Origin of the sequence: Nocardia sp. NPDC050710 (genome assembly GCF_040654375.1) — a bacterium.
Lineage (GTDB): Bacteria > Actinomycetota > Actinomycetes > Mycobacteriales > Mycobacteriaceae > Nocardia.
Map to the genome: position 1 here is coordinate 15,408 of NZ_JBFAHV010000008.1, position 19,266 is coordinate 34,673.

Annotated in this window: 18 protein-coding genes; 10 read left to right on the forward strand and 8 right to left on the reverse strand. The window is 67.0% G+C overall.

The genetic code is table 11. The features are described from left to right. Positions 1-271 precede the first annotated feature (271 nt). The 4 genes from AB0H61_RS16320 to AB0H61_RS16335 form a co-directional block, all read right to left on the reverse strand. Positions 272-1,786 carry a histidine kinase N-terminal domain-containing protein gene (locus tag AB0H61_RS16320; RefSeq protein ID WP_357304597.1) on the reverse strand — a complete coding sequence of 505 codons (1,515 nt, stop codon included), beginning with the start codon at positions 1,784-1,786 and terminating at the stop codon, positions 272-274. Between the two features lie 19 nt (positions 1,787-1,805). Then, a complete protein-coding gene (locus AB0H61_RS16325) occupies positions 1,806-2,021 on the reverse strand; it encodes a biotin/lipoyl-binding carrier protein (protein ID WP_357304600.1) in 216 nt (71 codons plus the stop codon). A gap of 254 nt (positions 2,022-2,275) precedes the next feature. Continuing rightward, positions 2,276-2,539, reverse strand: a complete 264-nt coding sequence (gene rsrA / locus AB0H61_RS16330) for a mycothiol system anti-sigma-R factor (RefSeq protein WP_357305179.1) — start codon at positions 2,537-2,539, stop codon at positions 2,276-2,278. A 20-nt stretch (positions 2,540-2,559) separates the two neighbouring features. Next, complete coding sequence (locus AB0H61_RS16335; RefSeq protein ID WP_357305182.1) at positions 2,560-3,159, reverse strand: sigma-70 family RNA polymerase sigma factor; 600 nt, start codon at positions 3,157-3,159, stop codon at positions 2,560-2,562. Between the two features lie 460 nt (positions 3,160-3,619). On the opposite strand from AB0H61_RS16335, the gene ybaK reads away from it, so the two are divergent. Together ybaK and AB0H61_RS16345 are read left to right on the forward strand one after the other, a co-directional pair. After that, positions 3,620-4,111, forward strand: coding sequence for a Cys-tRNA(Pro) deacylase (gene ybaK, locus AB0H61_RS16340; protein ID WP_357304603.1), 492 nt, complete (start codon positions 3,620-3,622; stop codon positions 4,109-4,111). A 170-nt stretch (positions 4,112-4,281) separates the two neighbouring features. Then, positions 4,282-4,614 carry a hypothetical protein gene (locus tag AB0H61_RS16345; protein WP_357304606.1) on the forward strand — a complete coding sequence of 111 codons (333 nt, stop codon included), beginning with the start codon at positions 4,282-4,284 and terminating at the stop codon, positions 4,612-4,614. A 27-nt stretch (positions 4,615-4,641) separates the two neighbouring features. On the opposite strand, the gene AB0H61_RS16350 is transcribed toward AB0H61_RS16345, so the two are convergent. Next, positions 4,642-5,445, reverse strand: a complete 804-nt coding sequence (locus tag AB0H61_RS16350; protein ID WP_357304608.1) for an SOS response-associated peptidase — start codon at positions 5,443-5,445, stop codon at positions 4,642-4,644. Positions 5,446-5,614: 169 nt separating this feature from the next. On the opposite strand from AB0H61_RS16350, the gene AB0H61_RS16355 reads away from it, so the two are divergent. From AB0H61_RS16355 to AB0H61_RS16370, 4 genes are all read left to right on the forward strand, one after another. Further along, entirely contained in the window at positions 5,615-7,123 is a 1,509-nt protein-coding gene (locus AB0H61_RS16355) for an aldehyde dehydrogenase family protein (protein WP_357304610.1), read from the forward strand. Between the two features lie 172 nt (positions 7,124-7,295). Then, on the forward strand, positions 7,296-8,606 hold the full coding sequence (gene aroA, locus AB0H61_RS16360; RefSeq protein WP_357304613.1) for a 3-phosphoshikimate 1-carboxyvinyltransferase: 1,311 nt from the start codon (positions 7,296-7,298) through the stop codon (positions 8,604-8,606). Continuing rightward, the gene (rsgA, locus tag AB0H61_RS16365; RefSeq protein ID WP_357305185.1) at positions 8,603-9,601 is read left to right on the forward strand and encodes a ribosome small subunit-dependent GTPase A; all 999 of its coding nucleotides are present in this window, start codon (positions 8,603-8,605) and stop codon (positions 9,599-9,601) included. The genes aroA and rsgA overlap by 4 nt, the downstream gene beginning before the upstream one ends. A gap of 196 nt (positions 9,602-9,797) precedes the next feature. Next, complete coding sequence (locus tag AB0H61_RS16370; protein WP_357304616.1) at positions 9,798-10,220, forward strand: hypothetical protein; 423 nt, start codon at positions 9,798-9,800, stop codon at positions 10,218-10,220. Between the two features lie 48 nt (positions 10,221-10,268). On the opposite strand, the gene AB0H61_RS16375 is transcribed toward AB0H61_RS16370, so the two are convergent. Beyond that, positions 10,269-10,826, reverse strand: coding sequence for a hypothetical protein (locus tag AB0H61_RS16375; protein ID WP_357304618.1), 558 nt, complete (start codon positions 10,824-10,826; stop codon positions 10,269-10,271). A gap of 383 nt (positions 10,827-11,209) precedes the next feature. Here AB0H61_RS16375 and AB0H61_RS16380 point away from each other — a divergent pair, with 383 nt between their 5' ends. Continuing rightward, the gene (locus AB0H61_RS16380; RefSeq protein ID WP_357304620.1) at positions 11,210-11,800 is read left to right on the forward strand and encodes a DUF4352 domain-containing protein; all 591 of its coding nucleotides are present in this window, start codon (positions 11,210-11,212) and stop codon (positions 11,798-11,800) included. Between the two features lie 31 nt (positions 11,801-11,831). Here AB0H61_RS16380 and AB0H61_RS16385 read toward each other — a convergent pair whose 3' ends face one another. Together AB0H61_RS16385 and secA are read right to left on the reverse strand one after the other, a co-directional pair. Beyond that, positions 11,832-12,209, reverse strand: coding sequence for a nuclear transport factor 2 family protein (locus AB0H61_RS16385; protein WP_357304623.1), 378 nt, complete (start codon positions 12,207-12,209; stop codon positions 11,832-11,834). Positions 12,210-12,420: 211 nt separating this feature from the next. Beyond that, the gene (gene secA, locus AB0H61_RS16390; protein ID WP_357304626.1) at positions 12,421-15,267 is read right to left on the reverse strand and encodes a preprotein translocase subunit SecA; all 2,847 of its coding nucleotides are present in this window, start codon (positions 15,265-15,267) and stop codon (positions 12,421-12,423) included. 690 nt (positions 15,268-15,957) lie between these two features. Between secA and AB0H61_RS16395 the strand changes: the two genes are divergently transcribed. From AB0H61_RS16395 to AB0H61_RS16405, 3 genes are all read left to right on the forward strand, one after another. Continuing rightward, positions 15,958-17,364, forward strand: coding sequence for a wax ester/triacylglycerol synthase family O-acyltransferase (locus AB0H61_RS16395; RefSeq protein ID WP_357304628.1), 1,407 nt, complete (start codon positions 15,958-15,960; stop codon positions 17,362-17,364). 40 nt (positions 17,365-17,404) lie between these two features. Further along, the gene (locus tag AB0H61_RS16400; RefSeq protein WP_357305188.1) at positions 17,405-17,920 is read left to right on the forward strand and encodes a hypothetical protein; all 516 of its coding nucleotides are present in this window, start codon (positions 17,405-17,407) and stop codon (positions 17,918-17,920) included. Positions 17,921-18,069: 149 nt separating this feature from the next. Next, positions 18,070-19,233 carry a ferredoxin reductase gene (locus tag AB0H61_RS16405; protein ID WP_357304631.1) on the forward strand — a complete coding sequence of 388 codons (1,164 nt, stop codon included), beginning with the start codon at positions 18,070-18,072 and terminating at the stop codon, positions 19,231-19,233. Positions 19,234-19,266 lie beyond the last annotated feature (33 nt).

Consider the following 19,266-nt stretch of genomic DNA (forward strand, 5'->3'; position numbering starts at 1 on the left):
TCGACGATCGGCGTTACCGGACCTTTCAGCCCGGCCCGGCAGCGCATTTCGGCCCGGCACCCACGAGGTGCCGGGCTATTTTGTGCTGTATCCAACTTGCAGCGCCTGCGGCGCTGCGTGTTCGCGGCCCTTGATGTCTCGCGTCCGAGCGGCCGAGACTCGCGACTGCGTCGCATGCACTTCGACCACTCGGACGCGAGACGGCCGCGAACGGTCGCTCGCAAAACTCGCTCCGAACGGGGCTAGGAGGGCGTGAAGTGAAGTGTGCCGTTCAGCGACCGGAGCGACGGCCCAGCGGAACGCGCAGCACCGCGTCGGTGCCCACGTCTGCACCCGGGTGCAGGCCGATGGACCCGCCGAGTTCGGCGGTGACCAGGGTGCGCACGATCTGCAGGCCGAGGCGGTCGGATGCCTCCAGGCTGAAGCCCGGCGGCAGGCCGCGGCCGTCGTCGCTGATGATGACGTCGAGCCAGCGCGCGGAACGCTCGGAACGGATTGTCACAGTGCCGTTTTCGCCCGAATCGAAGGCGTGCTCGATGGCGTTCTGCACCAGTTCGGTCAGCACCATCACCAGCGGCGTCGCGCGTTCGGCCGAGAAGACGCCGAGCGAACCGGCCCTGCGCACCTTGATCCGGGTGGTGTGCACGGTGGCCACATCGGCCATGATCGGCAGCAGCCGATCCACCACCTCGTCGAGATCGACCTCTTCGTCCACCGACATCGACAGCATTTCGTGCACCGAGGCGATCGAGGTGACGCGGCGTACCGATTCGGTCAGCGCGACTTGCGCCTCTTCGTTCTCGGTGCGGCGGGCCTGCAACCGCAGCAGCGCGGCCACGGTCTGCAAGTTGTTCTTCACCCGGTGGTGGATCTCCCGGATGGTGGCGTCCTTACTGAGCAACGCCCGGTCCCTGCGCTTGACCTCGGTGACATCGCGAACCAGCACCGCGGCCCCGGCGAGTTCGCCGTGTGGACGCAGCACCAGGGTGCGCAGCAGCACCGTCGCGCCGCGCGCCTCCACCTCCATGCGGCGTCCGGTGCGGCCGGCCAGCGCGGCCTGGATATCGCCGACGACCTCCTGGGCATCGAACGGATCGGTGATCAGCGAGCGGGTGGTGACCGCCAGATCCTGTCCGGCCAGATCGGACTGCAAACCCATCCGGTGATAGGCCGATAACGCGTTCGGACTCGCGTAGACCACGATGCCCTCGGTATCGAGCCGGATGAAGCCGTCACCCGCGCGCGGACTGGAGTGGGTGGCCGCACGATCCTCCGTCGTCGGGAAGGTGCCGTCGGCGATCATCTGGCACAGGTCGTCCGCGCAGGCCACATAGGCGATTTCCAGGGTGCTGCGCACCCGGGACCGCTGCATATCGGTATCCCGGCTCAGCACCGCGATCACATCGTCGCCGCAGCGCACCGGGATGGCCTCGCGGATGGCGTGCACCGGATGCGGGTGATAGACGCCCTGCGCCTCGACATCGCTGTCCGCGCGGACGATTTTGCCGGTGGTCAGCGCATCGAATACCTGGGGATGATCGGCCTGCGTGGCCGTGGTGCCGACCTTGTCCTCCAGGTGCACGGTCGACGCCGTGGTCGGACGACACTGAGCGACACACACGATATCCGCACCGTCGGTGATCGGTCCGGCACCGACCCACAGCAGCAGATCGGCGAAGGACAGATCCGCGAGCAGCTGCCAATCGCCCACCACCCGCTGCAGATGGTCCACGGCGACACCGGGTAGATCGGTGTGTTCGGCCAGTAGCTCACTCAGTGTCGACACGTTCGGTCTGCCGCTTCGCTCAGGAGATCACGGCGATCAGATCGCCCTGCTGTAGCACCTGGCCGGGCTCGACCGCGATCGAGGTGATCTCACCCGCGACCTCGGTGAGCACGGGGATCTCCATCTTCATGGATTCGAGTAGCACCAGCGTCTGATCGAGCTGCACCTTGTCCCCCACCGTGACCTCGACGGTCAGGACGGTCGACACCATCTCCGCGCGTACTTCCTCAGCCATGACACCCCATTCACTCGGTTCGGCCTGTATCCGCCTGAAGGTACAGCCAACCACACATGAAACAATGGCCTTCAATCAGAAGGGAGACAACCTATGGGTAAGCGCGGACGTAAGAAGCGCAGCCGCAAGGGAAGCGCGGCCAACCACGGCAAGCGGCCCAACGCCTGAGCCACAGCGCTGCTTGAACAACTGAGCGGCCCACTCCTCCTCACGGAAGAGCGGGCCGCTCAGTTGTTTTCGGAATATTTACCGGCTCAGGCCTCGGTCGTCTCGATCCGGGTCACTGTGACGGATTTACGGATCTCCAGCGTCAACCGGTCCCGCAGCGAATCCGGCGCGCGGTCACCGCCGCACTTGCGGCTGAGCAGCCCCTTGATCTTCTCCTCGATGCCGTAGGCCTCGATACAGGGCGAGCAGTGATCCATGTGGTGCTGCAACCGAGCGCGGGTAGCGTCATCGCACTCGCCATCGAGCATCAGCCACACGTCGGCGAGTACCGCGGTGCAGTCCAACTCCATATCGGGGTCCCGCTCCGTGCTCACTGCTTGACCTCCTGGCGTTCGCTCCGGTTGAACCCTCGCTCACGCGCCACATCGGCGAGCAAGCCCTTGAGTTGTTTGCGGCCGCGGTGCAGCCGGGACATCACGGTACCGATGGGCGTGCCCATGATGTCGGCGATTTCCTTATATGGGAAACCCTCGACGTCGGCGTAGTAGACCGCCATCCGGAATTCCTCCGGCAGTTCCTGCAACGCGGCCTTGATGTCGTCGTCCGGAAGCGCGTCCAACGCCTCGACCTCGGCCGAACGCAGACCCGTCGAGGTGTGCTCGGCGGTGGCCGCGAGCTGCCAGTCGGTGATCTCGTCGGTCGGATACTGCGCGGGCTGACGCTGCTTCTTGCGGTAGGAGTTGATGTAGGTATTGGTCAGGATGCGGTACAGCCAGGCCCGCAGGTTGGTGCCCTCCTTGAAGGACTTGAACCCCTGGAACGCCTTGACGTAAGTCTCCTGCACGAGGTCCTCGGCATCGGCCGGATTCCTGGTCATGCGCAGTGCGGCACCGTAGAGCTGGTCGAGCAGCGGGAGCGCGTCGCGCTCGAACCGCCGCGCCAATTCGGCATCGTCCACCGATGCGGCCACCCGACCGGCCGCAGCGTCATCGTCGAGCGCGGCGCCGACCGTGCCCTCGGTCACCACGTCATCGTCGCTCGTCACACCTGTCCCTTCGATCGGCGTACCTGCCAAATCTACCGGCAAGTCGAGATCGAAAGGCAATCGCGTGTCTTCCGCGGCGCGAGCGCCGAGCCCGGAGGCGGTAGCGGAGCGTAACCACGAAGGGCCCCGCCGAGGCGCTTCGGTCCATACCGGACGTTCGTCGAGCAGTACGGGCACCGACATCTCCTTCACGTCATCCGGGCCTGATATTCCGCGCGGTACCGGGAGCTATTCCCATCCGCGGGACGCACGTCGTCCGAATTCCTTCGTCCGGTGCGCTGTGTATCGCTTGCAACATGTACGGCCCCGGCTGTGTTCCCATCGCGCCGCGGACCGATGAAATGCCATTGCGGGTCGGGGTGCCCACGCAACTAGGGTGACCCGCATGGCAGGCGCCTCGACCCCCGCGATCCGCACGCTGGCCAAGGCCGGTGTGGCCCATCGCGTGCACGCGTACACCCACGACCCGCGCAGCGATTCCTATGGCGCCGAGGCGGTCGACGCGCTCGGCGCCGAGTTGGGCGTGGAGGCGGCGCAGATCTTCAAGACCCTGGTGATCGAATTGTCCACCGGCACGCTCGCGGTGGCCGTACTGCCGGTACCGAATACGTTGTCGCTCAAGGCCGCCGCGGCCGCACTGGGTGCGCCGAAGGCGAGCATGGCCGATAAGGCGAAGGCCGAACGCAGCACCGGTTATGTGCTGGGCGGCATCTCTCCGCTCGGTCAGCGCAAGCCGCTGCCGACCGTGGTGGACGCCTCGGCACTGGACTGGGATCGGGTGCTGTGCAGCGCGGGTAAGCGCGGACTGGAAATCGAATTGGCCCCGGCGGATCTGGTCCGGGCGGCAACGGCGGTCACCGCGCCCATAACCGCCTGATCCATCGGCGATAGCCTTCGCGGCCGAATGCGTGGCGATGCGGCCGGCCTCGACACATCACCGATCCGGCGCGAACGCATGCCGAGCGGGGTCCGATTATGCGTTACTGATTCGCAGCGTTACCGATCTCAGCAAGGTCCGATTGGTCCGACCCGAGGATGTGATGCGAAATGTCCCCGCACCAACGTCTGTGTACCGCGATCGTCGCCCTGGCCGGGGCGAGCGTCCTTGCCCTTGGTCCGACGGTGGTGACCGCGCCCGCGGCCACCGCCGCCCCGGGTGGCCCGGCGGTGACCCACGTCGATTCCCCGTTCGACGGGAAGGGCGCCGACGACGCACCGAAAAAGGAAAAGCCGAACACGGACGAGCCGAAGAAGGACGAGCGGCTGGAGAGGGCCGAGGAGGTAGGCGGCGAAGTCGTCTCCAAGGCCATCGACATGTCGTCCGGTGTCGTCAAATGCATTCTGCATATCGCGACGGACGCGGTGCAGTGCAAGCTCTGAACCGCCGCTGACCGAAGGGCCGGGAGATCACAGGAGGCTGATCTGCCCGGCCTTTTCGGTATCCGGACCGTCCACCGTCGCGAGGAGTTCGGGCCCGTTGTTCTTGACGCTGTTGACCAGCGGTGGCACCGGCCGGGCCACGATCGCCGCCACCGCCTCCGGGGCCGGGGTTTCCAGCAGCGTGGCAGGGGCAGGATGATCCGGATCCAGCCAGGCATCCCAGTATTCGCGTGGCATGGGCAGCGGCATCCGGTCGTGGATCTTCGTCAGATCGCCGACCGCGTCGGTGGTGAGGATGGTGCAGGACAGCAGCGGGCTGCTCTCCGGCTGCGCGCGGTCCCGCCAGACCGACCACAGGCCGGCCATATACAGCCGGGAGCCGTCCGCGTTCGACATGTAGTACGGATGTTTGGCGACCTTGCCCTTGGCGCCCGCCACCGCGTCCGGTTCGACGAGCCACTCGTACCAGCCGTCCATCGGTACCAGACAGCGCCGGTATTTCACCGCGTCGCGGAACGATGCAGTGGTGGCGGCCTTATCGGCGCGCGCATTGAACAGCGGTTTGCCCTTCACCGGCACCCCGGGTTCGGCGGCCTTGGTCCAGACAGGGATAAGCCCCCAGCGCATGCGCCGGATCCGCAGGGCCGGATCGTCGTCCGGGTGGTTCCGGTCGTGCCGTTCCACCACGGTCAGCACCCGGTTGGTCGGTGCGACGTTATAATTGGCGAATCCATCGGCGCGCGAATCACTTTCACTGCCGGTCTCATCGATCGCGTCGAGTTCGGTCGCCAATCGGCCGGGATTCGTGGTCGTCGCATATCGTCCACACATATTTCGATCGTGCCACCTCACACCGACAAGCTCGCGGACATTCAGCGGATGGGGATGACCTGGTGAGAGTTTTGGCTTAGCATTCTCTCAACGGATGGGTTGGATCACACCCGTCCGCTCCGGCACGCGCACCGACCGGCCACCGCAGAGGTAAGAGGAGAGCCCCAACGTGACAACCACCGAGACCACACCCGCCGCCCCCGACACGGCGCTGACGTCGGTCGATCCGGCCACGGGCGCGGTCATCGCGACCTACACCATCGATGACGAGGACGCGGTGCGCGCGGCCGTCGCCAAGGCCCGCACCGCCGCCGCCACCTGGGGCACGTTGAGCTTCGACGAGCGCCGCAAACATCTGCTGCGCTGGTCCAGTCGGCTCGTCGCCGACTCCGAGGAGTTCTGCGCACTCATCCACCGGGAGAACGGCAAGCCGCTCGACGACGCCTTCCTGGAATTGATGCTGGCGCTCGAGCACATCGCCTGGGCAGCCAAGAACGCCAAGAAGATCCTGTCGCCGAAGAAGATCTCCCCCGGCGCGCTGATGGCCAACTTCTCCGCCCGGCTGGAGCAGCGCCCGCTCGGCGTGATCGGCGTGATCGGCCCGTGGAACTACCCCGTCTACACCCCGAACGGCTCCATCGCATACGCGCTGGCCGCGGGCAACACCGTCGTATTCAAGCCGAGCGAATTCTCCACCGGCATCGGCAACTTCCTGTCCGAAGCGTTCAAGAAGGCCAATCCCGAACTGCCCGAGGGTGTATTCGAAACCATCAACGGCTACGGCGCCACCGGCGCCGCGCTGGTCCGCTCCGGCGTCGACAAAATCGCCTTCACCGGCTCCACCGCCACCGGCAAGCGCATCATGGCGGCCGCCGCCGACACCCTCACCCCGGTGCTGCTGGAATGCGGCGGCAAGGATGCCGTGATCGTCGCGCGCGACGCCGATGTCAAGGCCGCGGCCGACGCCGTCGCCTGGGGCGCCACCGCCAACAGCGGACAGACCTGCGCCGGTGTCGAGCGGGTGTATGTCGATCGCTCGGTGCGCGATGAATTCGTCGCCGAGGTGAAGCGGATCCTCGAGGACATCAAGCCCGGCTCCGACGAGAAGGCCGCCTACGGCCCGATGACCATGCCCAGCCAGATCGACATCGTGCGCCGCCACATCGACGATGCGCTGAAGAACGGCGGCACCGCGGTGCTCGGCGGACCGGAATCGGTCAAGGGCCCGTTCATCGAACCGGTCGTGCTGGTCGACGTGGACGAGAACTCCGAGGCGGTGGCCGAGGAGACCTTCGGCCCGACCGTCACCATTCGCACCGTGGACGGCGTGGACGAGGCCGTCGAACTGGCCAATAACTCCAAGTACGGCCTTTCCTCGGCGGTCTACTCCAAGAACAACGGCCTGGAGATCGCGCGCAGGCTGCGCGTGGGCGCGACCTCGGTCAACTCGGTGCTCGCCTTCGCCGCGATCGCGGGCCTGCCCTTCGGCGGCGTCGGGGATTCCGGCATCGGCCGCATCCACGGCGAGCCGGGTCTGCGCGAATTCAGCCGCCCGCACTCGATCGCGGTGCAACGCTTCACGATTCCCGGCATGGCGCTGCTCAGCTACTCGCGTACCGACTCCACCATGAAGTTGCTGCGCAAGATGGTGCCGTTCCTGCACGGGCGTCACAAGTAAGCACGGTCCCCCACTGCGACAGCCGCACCGGCACACCGCCCGGTGCGGCTGTCGCGCGTGAACCGGTACGGCATGCTTCGATTCGGGCGGCCGGTCCGCGTAGGGCCCTCGCCGCCGGTGGCGCATCCGAATTACTCACCAGTTCGCGACCGCCCGCGTGTCCGGGCCGCGGATGGGCGAAGATGGACCCGTGACTTATTGGCCAGCGCCCCATGTCGATGTCCCAGTCAACGCAACCGTCACCCTGCCCGGATCCAAATCCATCACCAACCGCGCTTTGATCTTGGCGGCACTGGCGGATGGTCCGTCGACGATCACCGGCGCGCTGCGCAGCCGCGACACCAATCTGATGATCGAGGCGCTGCGAGCGCTCGGCGCGAATATCGCGGGCGAGCACGAGACCCTGACAGTCACCCCGGCCCCACTGGGCGGCGGCAGCGTGGACTGCGGACTCGCGGGCACCGTGATGCGCTTCCTGCCGCCGGTCGCGGCGCTGGCCACCGGTGATGTCGCCTTCGACGGCGATGCGCAGGCCCGGCTGCGTCCGCTGCGGACCATCCTGGACGCGCTGCGCGGACTGGGCGCCGATATCGACGGCGACGCGCTGCCCTTCGTGGTGCACGGCAAAGGCGCGCTGCGCGGCGGGGCGGTCACCATCGACGCGTCGGGTTCCTCACAGTTCGTCTCCGGGCTGCTGCTCTCGGCCGCCCGATTCGACGAGGGACTGACCGTGCACCACGACGGCAAGGCGCTGCCGTCGATGCCGCATATCGAGATGACCGTGGAAATGCTGCGCCGCGCCGATGTGCGCGTGCAGGCGCCCGCCGACAGCCGCCGGGCGCAGATCTGGACCGTCGAGCCCGGCCCGATCAGAGCGGTGGACTGGGAGATCGAGCCGGACCTGTCCAACGCCACCCCGTTCCTGGCCGCGGCCGCGGTCACCGGCGGCGAGGTCAGCATTCCGCACTGGCCGCGGCTCACCACCCAGCCGGGCGACGTCATCCGCGAGATCCTGGTGCGCATGGGCGCCGAGGCCCGCATCTTCGACGGTGTGCTCACCGTGCGCGGTCCGGAGCGTCTGGCGGGCATCGACATCGACCTGCACGACGTCGGCGAGCTGACCCCGACCGTCGCCGCCCTCGCCGCGCTCGCCGACTCCCCGTCCTGGCTGCGCGGCATCGCGCACCTGCGCGGACATGAGACCGACCGGCTGGCGGCGCTGTCCACCGAGATCAACCGGCTCGGCGGCAAAGTCACCGAGACCGAGGACGGGCTGGAGATAGTGCCCGCCGAATTACACGGCGGCCGGTGGCATTCCTACGCCGACCACCGGATGGCCACCGCGGGCGCGATTCTCGGGCTGCGTGTCCCCGGCATCGCGATCGAGGACATCGGCACCACCGCCAAGACGCTGCCGAATTTCGTATCGCTGTGGGAGCGGATGCTCGACACGGCCTTGTCCGGGCGCGGAGCGGTCCGCTGAGTCGGGGACGTTCCACAGCGAGCTACGACGAATCCGATGTCCGGGTCCGCCCGGGCAAGAGCACCCGTCCCCGGACCAAGACCCGGCCGCAGCACATCGACGCCGAGGCCGCCATGGTGGTCTCGGTGGACCGCGGACGCTGGGGATGTGTCCTCGACGGCGACCCGCACCGGCGCATCGTGGCGATGCGCGCCCGCGAACTCGGACGCACCCCGATCGTGGTCGGCGACCAGGTCGACGTGGTCGGTGATCTGTCCGGCAAACCCGACACCCTGGCCCGCATCGTCCGGGTCGCCGAACGCCGCACCGTACTGCGCCGCACCGCCGATGACACCGACCCGTTCGAACGCGTCGTCGTGGGCAATGCCGAACAACTGTTCATCGTGGTCGCCCTCGCCGATCCGCCGCCGCGCACGGGCTTCGTGGAGCGCGCCATGGTCGCCGCGTACGTCGGCGGGCTGCAACCGATCCTGTGCCTGACCAAACACGATCTGGCCGCCGACTCCGAATTCGCGTCGGCGTTCGATGATCTCGCTCTCACGATCGTCTACGGCGGCATCGACGACCCGAGCGATCCGGTCATCGATCTGCTCACCGACCGCCTCACCGCCTTGATCGGTCACTCCGGGGTCGGCAAATCGACCCTGGTGAATCGGCTTGTGCCCGACGCCGATCGCGCGGTCGGCGAGGTGTCCGGCGTCGGCAAGGGCAAGCACACCTCCACCCAGTCGGTCGCGCTGCCGCTGCCCGGCGGCGGCTGGGTCGTCGACACCCCCGGCGTGCGTTCCTTCGGCCTCGCCCACATCACCCCCGACGATGTCATCGCCGCCTTCAGCGACCTGGCCGAGGCCATCGAGGACTGCCCACGCGGCTGCACCCACCTGGGCCCGCCCGCCGACCCCGAATGCGCACTGGACCTGCTCCCCGGCAAGGAACGCCGCATCGCCGCGATCCGCCTGCTGCTGGTTGCCCTGAACTCCAACGATCCCTGGTAAGCGGATCCGGCAGCCGTCTCCCGAACCGGGCAAGGGGTTGGGAAGTTCGCACGGTATCGGGCAAGAGGTTCGGTCCGATCCCCATCGAGCCTGGTAAGACGGGCTTTTGGGGCGAAACCGACTGTTCGGTGGGCTGAGCGGATTACGGTGACGGTAATTCATTGATTCGTCAACGGCGTTGGAGCCAGGAGGCGAGGTGGGCGTGACCAAGGAATTCGGAACTCGGGTGAGTCTGGCGTTCGAGATGTGGGAACGAACGCACGGACGCCCACTCGCTGACGAGACCGTCGCGGGGTGGTTGACCGCGTTGGGTCACGGCATCTCCGCCGACTATGTGCGGGCTATGCGCACCGGCCAGGTCGCCGAGGCACCCGACTCGGTGCGAGCCGGTCTGGCACAGGTCTTCGGCCTGGACCCGGGCTATTTCGGGTACACGCCGGTCCTCACCTACAGCCACGATCAGGAGGTGCTCGACGACCTGGACAATGTCGCGCTGCGCAGACTCGGCCGCGTGGCGCAGGGTCTGTCGATGCGCACGCTGCTCTATCTCGAGTCCGTCGCCGACACCTTACGCCGAGCGGACGGCCTGCCACCGGTCAACTGGACCGCCCAGATCTGAATCAGCCGCGGGCGCACAGGGAATCCGCCGCGCGCCTGCGACCGCCGGTCATCGCACGGCGCGCCGCATTACGGCGCGTAGGGGTGCTCGGCCCGCGCGGATCGGAGCGCGTGGCCGAACCAGGCGAGCTGGTGGCCGAGTGCGAGCCGCCGCCGGAGCGCTCAGGCCGTGCGCTTGCGCACCGTCTCCTCCCAAATATGTTGCGGTGCCGGGAAATTGCCGTAGGAGAACACCGAGCTCCAGTTTGTGGGCGGCGCGGGCGGCGGCCACGGTGCTGACATAGTGGAATACCGCGACAAGACCGAGGACACCGCAGATGACGACGGCCCAGACAGTGGCGCGCCAGACCATCGCGGCAATGCCACAGGCCGCCAGCGCGCCCAGCAGAAGAACGGCGATCCCGCCGACATACAAACGCGCCCGCCGTTTCAGAGCGCCCTCCCGCATCCGGACAAATGCCTCGTACCACTCACCCGCATCCCGAACCACCGCCTGCGCCGCCTCCGGGTCGTCCACCTCGAGCTCGGCTTCCAGCCGATCCCGCCACGCCCAATAGCCCCGTTCACTGAACTCGGGATCGTCGCGCCGAGATTCGTTGTCGCCCATGGCTTGGACGGTACGGCCACCGCGCCGGAATTGCCCGCCCGGCACCACGCCCGACCCCGCTGCGGGCCGTCGACCCCGAATCATGGAGAGGGCGAAGCGCTGCGAGACCGCCCGGTTTTCCAGGTCTTTCTCCGATATGGCACGGCCGGACACGGCGAGTCCGGACCGAAACCAGGCCGGTTCCCGAATGTTTGCTCGAGCCATGCGAAACCCCGAGCCGCGCGACACTTTCCGAATAGGTTGTGCTCCACGAACAGGGGGTTCACACGATCATCGCCTGCCGCACCGATCAGCAGGCGCTCCTCCAGTGGTAGCTGTGCCGTGGCACCCTCCCTGTCCGGACCGGTAGCGAGTCGTCCACGCTCTGAAAGGCAGACACCACCATGGTCAATCCCCAGCAGCCCTGGCCCGGCCCTCGTCCACAGGCCATGCACTACCCCGCGCCACCGAAGAAGCGAGCGATCTGGCCGTGGGTACTGTTCGGCGTATTCACCGGTGCACTCCTACTTTTCGGCGGTTGTGTCGCACTGCTCAGCAGCGCGGCCGATGAGGTCGCCAAGGGCGAGGAGCAGCGCACCTCCGCCGCACCCGCAGGCGCCGAGGTCCGCGACGGCAAGTTCGGCTTCGTCGTCACCCGCGTCGATCCGCCGGTGCCGACGGTCGGTGACAACCAGTTCCTGAAGAAGGACGCCCAGGGCGAATACGTATTGGTCCACATCGACGTCACCAATACCGGCGACCGACCGCAGACCTATTTCGGGGAAAACCAGAAACTCGTCGACGACCAGGGCAGGCTCTACACCAACGACACCGCCGCCGAATTGAACCTGAACAAGAACGTGATCAGCGAGATCAATCCGGGCAACAAGATCTCGGTGACCCTGGTCTTCGACGTGCCGCGGGGCACCACCCCGTCCGCCGTCGAATTCCATGATTCAGTCTTCTCCGGTGGTGTCCGGGTCGCGGTGAAATAGTCCACGGGAAATTGCCGGCCCGCGGTCGCCGTCACTGGCCGTCGGGTTGGCCCGGGGCGAACGGCCATTCCTCGAACCAACCGCATCGGCCGACCTGGTCGAAGCGCAGGATCCAGAGGTCGCGCCAGCGGCCGGGGGTGTCTCGGGCGTATTCGACCTCGACCCGGACCACGGCGGTGAAGCCGTCCACGGCGACGACTTCCGAATCCATGGTGAAGGGTTCGTCCGGGCCGTCGCGGCCCTGTTCCCAGAATGCGGCCAGGGCCGCGAGTCCGGTGATCGGTTCGGCCCACGGGGACACCAGGTAGGTGACGTCGGGGCTGAAGAGCGCGTCGAGGGCCTGCGTGCCCGGCGACCGCCAAGCCCGTTCATAGTCGTCGACCCATGCTTCCACTGCGCGGCGGTCCACGTCCCGAAAGATACTCCGCGATACAGGCACGGCCGGGAATTGTCGCCTCGGTCGCGCCGTCGGCGCGTTTATCGAGTACCGCGGCCTGGACGCGGTATTCGACCTCCGCCGCACCGGCGGGCTCGCGAGTACTCCGACCCGGCTCGAATACGACAAAGGCGCCCACGGATCGATGTCCGTGGGCGCCTTCGGTATCGAGCGGCAGGGGTGATCAGTGCCGACGGCGCGTCTTCGGGGACCGCTTCGACTTCGAGTGCGCCCGAGCCGCTTCGCGGCGCTCGCGACGCGTGGTGCCGACGGTGTCGTCGTCGCCGTACTCCTGCGCGTCGTTGTGCACCGCCGCGTGACCACCGTCATCGGGTCCCGCGGGACCCGAGTAGCTGAAGCCGCGCGGACCGGGTTCGCCGATACCCTTGGCGCGCAACGCCGCCGGGGCGCCATTGGCGACTGGAGCCTGCTCGGTGGGCAGCGGGCGCGGCGCGGTGGCGCCGACCGGCGACCGCAGACCCGGATCGACCGCGACGCCCTCCGGCTGTGGCTGCTGTACCTCGACCTGCAGGTTGAACAGGAAGCCGACCGACTCCTCCTTCAGACCCTCGAGCATCGCGGCGAACATGTCGAAACCCTCGCGCTGGTATTCGACCAGCGGGTCACGCTGCGCCATGGCGCGCAGGCCGATGCCCTCCTTGAGGTAGTCCATCTCGTAGAGGTGCTCGCGCCACTTGCGGTCCAGCACCGAAAGCAGCACCTGGCGTTCGAGATTGCGCATCGAGCCCTCGCCGGCCAAGCCGTCGATCTCCTGTTCGCGCTTGTCGTAGGCGTCGTGCGCGTCATCGAGCAGCGCCTCGCTCAGCTCCTCCTTGGACAGGTCACCCGCCTCGCCGACCTCGGTTTCGCCCGTCAGTTCCTTGACGTCCAAGCTCACCGGGTACAGCGTCTTCAACGCGGCCCACAGCTTGTCCAGATCCCAGTCCTCGACGTAACCCTCAGCGGTTGCGCCGTCCACGTAGGCGGAGATCACGTCGGTGATCATCTCCTGGACCTGGCCCTCCATATCCTCACCGCGCAGGATCCGGTTGCGCTCGCCGTAGATGACGGTGCGCTGCTGGTTCATGACCTCGTCGTATTTGAGGACGTTCTTGCGGATCTCGAAGTTCTGCTGTTCGACCTGGGTCTGCGCGCTCTTGATGGCCTTGGAGACCATCTTGGCCTCGATCGGCACATCATCGGGCAGGTTCAGCCGGGTCATGATGGCCTCGAGCGCCGCGCCGTTGAAGCGCCGCATCAGCTCATCGCCCAGCGACAGGTAGAACCGGGACTCACCCGGGTCACCCTGACGGCCGGAGCGGCCGCGCAGCTGGTTGTCGATACGCCGGGACTCGTGCCGCTCGGTGCCGAGCACATAGAGGCCGCCCGCGTCGCGCACCGCCTCGGCGTCCTCCTCGGTCTGCGCCTTGACCTGCTCCAGCGCCGGATGCCACGCCGCCTCGTACTGCTCCGGCGTCTCGACCGGATCCAGGCCCTCCTTGCGGAGCAGGATGTCGGCGATGATGTCCGGGTTGCCACCGAGCACGATGTCGGTACCACGACCGGCCATATTCGTCGCGACGGTCACCGCGCCCGGCCGACCGGCCTCGGCGATGATCTCGGCTTCCTTCTCGTGGAACTTCGCGTTCAACACGTTGTGCGGGATGCCGCGCTTGGTGAACTGCTTGGACAGGTACTCCGAGCGCTCGACGCTGGTGGTACCGATCAGCACCGGCTGACCCTTTTCGTGCCGCTCGGTGACGTCGTCGACCACGGCCGAGAACTTGGCCTCTTCGGTCTTGTAGATCAGGTCGGACTGGTCCGCGCGGACCATCGGCCGGTTGGTCGGGATCGGAACGACACCGAGGCTGTAGATCTGGTGCAGCTCGGCCGCCTCGGTCTCGGCGGTACCGGTCATACCGGAGAGCTTGTCGTAGAGACGGAAGTAGTTCTGCAGCGTGATCGTGGCCAGGGTCTGGTTCTCCGGCTGGATCTCGACGCCTTCCTTGGCCTCGATCGCCTGGTGCATGCCCTCGTTGTAGCGGCGTCCGACCAGGATGCGGCCGGTGAACTCGTCGACGATGATGACCTCGCCGTCGCGGACGATGTAGTCCTTGTCCCTGTTGTAGAGCTCCTTGGCCTTGATCGCGTTGTTGAGGTAGCTGACCAGCGGCGAGTTGGCGGCCTCGTACAGGTTGTCGATGCCGAGCTGATCCTCGACGAATTCGACGCCCGCTTCGTGCACGCCGATGGTGCGCTTCTTGATGTCGACCTCGTAGTGCAGGTCCTTCTTCAGCAGCGGCGCGATGCGCGCGAACTCGGCGTACCACTTCGAGGAGGCGTCCGCGGGGCCCGAGATGATCAGCGGGGTGCGAGCCTCATCGATGAGGATGGAGTCGACCTCATCGACCACGGCGAAGTTGTGCCCGCGCTGCACCAGATCGTCCAGCGAGTGGGTCATATTGTCGCGCAGGTAGTCGAAGCCGAACTCGTTGTTGGTGCCGTAGGTGATGTCGGCGGCGTAGGACTGGCGGCGCTGGGCCGGGTTCAGACCGCCCAGGATCACGCCGACCTCGAGGCCGAGGAAGCGGTGCACGCGGCCCATCCACTCGGCGTCGCGCTTGGCCAGGTAGTCGTTGACCGTGACGACGTGCACGCCCTCACCGGACAGCGCGTTGAGGTAGGCCGGAAGCACACAGGTCAGGGTCTTGCCCTCACCGGTCTTCATCTCGGCGATATTGCCGAGGTGTAGCGCGGCGCCACCCATGATCTGAACCTTGTAGTGCTTCTGGTTCAGCACCCGCCAGGACGCCTCGCGGGCCACCGCGAACGCCTCGAGCAGCAGTTCGTCCAGCGATTCGCCATCGGCGTAGCGCTCCTTGAACTCGTCGGTCTTGGCCCGCAGCTCGGCGTCGGTGAGCAACTCGATCTCCGACCCCAACGCCAGGACCTCGTCCGCGAGGTGGGCCAGCCGCTTGACCGTGCGACCCTCACCAATCCGTAGCAACCTCGTCAGTGTCAGCGCAGGCACGGGTCTCGTCAGTCCTCTGGTCGGTGTGTCAAATGTTCGGCCCCCACCCGGTCGGGCGGTGTGCGCAGCCGGTGCGCACGTCCCCGCCGGGCTCAGCGGAATCCGCAGCACGCTCCATGTTAATGCCGCACCCATGGTAGGCGCCGGTGACCAGCGTCGTGGCACCTCACCCGACTCTGTCACCGCGCCCGCGGGCCTTTCTCCTCACCGTACTCGTCACCGGAGCGCCGGCCGCGCGCATGCCGACACCGTCCCGCCGCGACCGGATCATCCGCCCGATGCACTCAACGGGCCCGATACCGGGACACCGCGGGAGGACGAAGAATAGGCGAACTTTCAGCGAATCGATTGGTGCGGAACCTGATTCGAGGTAGGTGCCGTACGATATGAGGCGTCCGTCGCGCCGGACGCGGCGACCGACCTCGATCGGGACCGTCCGCAACAAAACGGCATGCGATGACGGCGAGGGCAATGCGGCTCGTGGCCCCGACGCGAAGCGAGCGAAAGTAACGGTCGTCGACTGTGCATTCTCCCTACCCCTGTGATCGAATCGAAAAACACTGCCACGGAAATGGACGCGGGTAAAGGAATGCATTCATTTCGCTTGATATGCCACAGAAACGCCTACGGTTCGTTGTAGGGCACCACAATGAGGCGTGAGACGGGCAGCGGAAGGGAGCATCGGGCAGCGTGATCACGAGACTGACGCCACAGGACGCGGCGTTCTATCGGCTCGAATCGAGTAGCAATCCGATCCACATCGGCTCCCTCGCGATCGTCCGGAACACCGACGAGGGCTCCGACCTGGACTACGACCGCCTGGTCGACCTGGTCGAGGGCAGGTTGTCACTGGTTCCCCGCTATCGCCGCAAGGTGCGCGAGATCCCGCTCGCACTGGGCAGGCCCGTGTGGGTGGAGGACAGTCGTTTCGACATCACCTATCACATCCGGCGCTCCGCGCTGCCCAGCCCGGGCACCGATGATCAGCTGCACGACCTGGTGGCGCGATTGGCCTCGAGGCCGCTGGATCAGGGCCGCCCGCTGTGGGAGATGTATCTGATCGAAGGGCTGTCCGACGGCCGCAGCGCGATTTTCACCAAGACCCATTCGGCGCTGGTGGACGGGGACAGCGCGCTCGAGATCGGGCATGTGATCCTCGATACCAGCCCCTCGCCGCGCGGTGTCGCCGACGACGCTTGGGTCGCACCGCGTGAACCCAACGAGGTGGAATTGCTGGTCGGCGCACTGAGCCATCTGGCGGCGCAGCCGCGCGAGGCATTGGAGGTGGTCCGGGAGGCGACCGCGGACGCCTTCGCCATGGTCGCCGCCGCGGGCAAGGCGGTGGATTCCGTGGTCACCGCCGTGCGGACCGCCACCACCGGCGCCCCCGACAGCCCACTCAATGCCAAGACCTCGCGCAGCCGCCGCTTCGATGTGGTCCGCACCGATCTGGAGAGCTACCGCAGGATCCGCAAGCGGTTCAACTGCTCGATCAACGATGTGATCCTGGCGGTGGTCACCGGGGCGCTGCGCAATTGGCTGCTCTCACGCGACGAGGCGCTCACCGAATCGGCGACGCTACGCGCGGTGGTGCCGATGTCGGTCTATGTCGACGGCCTCGATGGCGATCGGATCGAACCGGCCAGCGAGGTCTCGTCCTTCCTGATCGATCTGCCGGTGGGCGAACCCAACCCGGTGATGCGGCTCTCCCATATCTCGCATGCCACCGAGGCCAACAGCAAACATCGGCGCGGGGTGCAGGCGCGCACCCTGGTGCATATGGCCGGATTCGCTCCGGCCAGCCTGCATGCGATGAGTGTGCGGGCGGCGAGTACGTTCGCAGAGCACACGTTCAACTTGGTGATCACCAATGCACCGGGTCCGCAGACGCCGATGTACATCGGTGGCGCGCGGATGCTGGAGATGTATCCGGTGTCGCCGCTGCTGCGCAATCAGGCCTCGAGCATCGGGATCACGTCCTACGACGGACATGTGTTCTACGGACTCAATGCCGACCGTGACGCGATGGCCGACATAGATGTACTCGCGGCGGCGGTACACGAATCCATGGAGGAGATGCTCGGTGCCTGCGTCTGATCAGAACACACTGCGGGTCTACATCCCGGCAACGGTGCCGATGCTGCGTCAGCTGGTGGCGGACCGGGAGCTGTTCCCGATCGGCGCTACGGCCTTCGCGGTCACCCCGGCGTTGCGCGAGGCCTACGCCTCCGGCGACGACGAGGAACTGGCCGAGGTGGCGATGGGCGAGGCCGCCAGGGCCTCGCTGCGCCTGCTGGCCGCCGAGCGCGAGGACATCGCGGACTCGGACGAGCCACGCGACGTCGCGCCGACCGCGACCGGTAGCCCGGTCTATCGGCGCGCGGTGATCGCCGCCGATGTCCCCGGCGCGAAGCTGCGCCCCGATCTGGATGACGCGGTGGTCAAACTGGCGGGTCCGATCACCTATAGCCAGATCGCGTCGGTGCACGTCGATCTCGCCGAGGCCGAACCCGAGGTGGCCAAGGCCGTCGATGTGGTCGACGCGGCCGATCTGGGCGATACCGATGCCGAGTTCGTACTCGGCGACGCCGAAGATCACCAGCTCGCCTGGTACGCCGCGCAGGAACTCCCCTTCCTGCTCGAATTGCTGTAAGCGCCGATCGGGCGGACGCACGCGTCGCGGAGCTGCCAGAATTGGGGAATACCGGCCGCCGGTATTCCCGTAACCTACGATGCCGTAACCTAGCGGCGAGACGGCTCCCGACGGTGGCCGCCACGACAGAGAGAGACGAACGGCAGCGCATGGTGTTCAAGAATGTCCGCGAGTGGCTGGAGGCTCCGGCCGCGAGTGTCGCCGAGCGCGGCGGTCGACTGAACGTGCTGCGCGGGGCGGTTGCGCGGGTGACCACGCCGCTGCTGCCGGACGACTACCTACACCTGGCCAACCCGTTGTGGTCGGCGCGGGAGTTGCGCGGCCGAATCGTCGAGGTGCGCAAGGAAACCGCGGATTCGGCCACACTGGTCATCAAGCCGGGCTGGGGCTTCGACTTCAAGTTCCAGCCGGGTCAGTACATCGGCATCGGCATCCTGGTCGACGGCCGCTGGCACTGGCGTTCCTACTCGCTGACCTGCCCGCCGAACTGGACCGATCCGGGCCGACGCGGGCGGGAGCAGGGTGGGGACCGGCACGGTAAGCGGCTCATCTCCATCGCGGTGAAGGCGATGCCGGAGGGCTTCCTCTCCAGTCACCTGGTCGGCGGTGTGAAAGAGGGCACCATCATCCGGCTCCAAGCGCCGCAGGGCGGCTTCGTCCTGCCCTACCCGCCGCCGGAGAAGGTGCTGTTCCTCACCGCGGGTAGCGGCATCACCCCGGTCATGTCGATGCTGCGAGCGATGGACCGCCGCGATCGGGTGACCGATGTGGTGCATCTGCATTCGGCGCGCACCTCCGATGACGTGATGTTCGGCGCCGAACTACGCGACCTGCACGACCGGCATCCCAGCTTCACCACGCATCTGCACCTCACCGGCGAGAAGGGCAAATTCGCGCTCGCGGATCTGGACGAGCGCTTCCCGGATTGGCGCGAGCGCGACACCTGGGCCTGCGGTCCGGCGGCGATGCTCGACGAGATCGAACAGCATTGGCGCGCGGCGGGCCTTTCGGACCGGCTGCATGTGGAACGTTTCGAGATCGAGCGCTCGGCGGTCGGCGAGGGCGGCACCGTCACCTTCGGCAAGACCGGCCGCGCGGTGGAGATCGACGGGGCGACCAGCTTGCTCGAGGCCGGCGAGTCGGTCGGGGTTCAGATGCCGTTCGGCTGTCGGATGGGCATCTGCCAAACCTGTGTGGTGACATTGACTTCCGGACACGCGCGCGATCTCCGCAACGGCGAGGAACGCCGCGAAGGCGACAAAGTGCAGACCTGCATTTCGGCCGCCGCGGGCGACTGCACACTCGAGGTCTGATCGCAGCCGCACCCGCGGCATCTGAGACGGCAG

What these genes read in the sequence shown, in the direction of transcription:
- AB0H61_RS16350 (WP_357304608.1), bottom strand. Translation starts at nt 5,445, where the DNA reads ATGTGTGGACGATATGCGACGACCACGAATCCCGGCCGATTGGCGACC.
- AB0H61_RS16345 (WP_357304606.1), top strand. Translation starts at nt 4,282, where the DNA reads ATGTCCCCGCACCAACGTCTGTGTACCGCGATCGTCGCCCTGGCCGGG.
- ybaK (WP_357304603.1), top strand. Translation starts at nt 3,620, where the DNA reads ATGGCAGGCGCCTCGACCCCCGCGATCCGCACGCTGGCCAAGGCCGGT.
- AB0H61_RS16405 (WP_357304631.1), top strand. Translation starts at nt 18,070, where the DNA reads ATGGTGTTCAAGAATGTCCGCGAGTGGCTGGAGGCTCCGGCCGCGAGT.
- AB0H61_RS16375 (WP_357304618.1), bottom strand. Translation starts at nt 10,826, where the DNA reads ATGGGCGACAACGAATCTCGGCGCGACGATCCCGAGTTCAGTGAACGG.
- rsrA (WP_357305179.1), bottom strand. Translation starts at nt 2,539, where the DNA reads ATGGAGTTGGACTGCACCGCGGTACTCGCCGACGTGTGGCTGATGCTC.
- AB0H61_RS16380 (WP_357304620.1), top strand. Translation starts at nt 11,210, where the DNA reads ATGGTCAATCCCCAGCAGCCCTGGCCCGGCCCTCGTCCACAGGCCATG.
- AB0H61_RS16325 (WP_357304600.1), bottom strand. Translation starts at nt 2,021, where the DNA reads ATGGCTGAGGAAGTACGCGCGGAGATGGTGTCGACCGTCCTGACCGTC.
- AB0H61_RS16400 (WP_357305188.1), top strand. Translation starts at nt 17,405, where the DNA reads ATGCTGCGTCAGCTGGTGGCGGACCGGGAGCTGTTCCCGATCGGCGCT.
- aroA (WP_357304613.1), top strand. Translation starts at nt 7,296, where the DNA reads ATGGGCGAAGATGGACCCGTGACTTATTGGCCAGCGCCCCATGTCGAT.